Source organism: Sulfitobacter sp. UBA4523 (assembly GCF_002388305.1).
GTDB lineage: Bacteria > Pseudomonadota > Alphaproteobacteria > Rhodobacterales > Rhodobacteraceae > Sulfitobacter > Sulfitobacter pontiacus.
Map to the genome: position 1 here is coordinate 850 of NZ_DGMH01000067.1, position 845 is coordinate 1,694.

An 845-nucleotide genomic window follows, 5' to 3' on the forward strand; every position below is an offset into this window, starting at 1 on the left:
TTCAAACTTTGCCTTAGCCATGGTGGCCTCCTTGGTTTTCAAATTGGGCGGTGGGTTGAACACCCACCCTACGGTTTGGGTAGGGCGGGGTTATCCCCGCCGTCCCAGTTATTGCAACGCGCCAGTTACGCGAATTTCGCTTGGATCTCGTCAGAGATGTTCTGCGGAACAGGTTCGTAGTGCGAGAACTGCATGGTGAAGTTCGCACGACCCGACGACATCGAACGCAGCGTGTTGATGTAGCCGAACATGTTGGCCAGCGGCACCTGTGCGTCGATCGCGATTGCGTTCCCGCGTGTGTCCTGACCCTGAACCTGACCGCGACGCGATGTCAGATCGCCGATGATCCCGCCTGTGTAGTCCTCAGGGGTGATAACTTCGACTTTCATGATCGGTTCGAGCAGTTTCGCGCCAGCTTTACGCATGCCTTCGCGCATACCCATACGGGCCGCGATTTCAAACGCCAGAACGCTGGAGTCAACGTCGTGGAATTTACCGTCGATCAGAGCAACCTTGAAGTCGATGACCGGGAAGCCCGCCAAAGGACCGGAGTCCATGACCGAGTTGATCCCTTTTTCGACGCCCGGGATGTATTCTTTCGGAACGGCACCACCAACGATGCGGCTCTCGAAGGAATAGCCTTCGCCTGGCTCGGTTGGCATCAGAATCATCTTCACCTCAGCGAACTGACCGGAACCACCGGACTGTTTCTTGTGGGTGTAGGTGATTTCTGCTTCGCGCGAGATGGTCTCGCGGTAGGCAACCTGAGGCGCACCGATGTTCGCTTCAACTTTGAATTCACGACGCAGACGGTCCACCAGAATATCGAGGTGAAGTTCGCCCAT

At 56.2% G+C, this 845-nt stretch carries 1 pseudogene; it reads right to left on the reverse strand.

Features of this window, described 5'->3' with window-relative positions:
- Window positions 1-125: 125 nt before the first annotated feature.
- Window positions 126-845 (reverse strand): annotated as a pseudogene (fusA, locus tag B3849_RS16570) (elongation factor G); the annotation flags it as partial.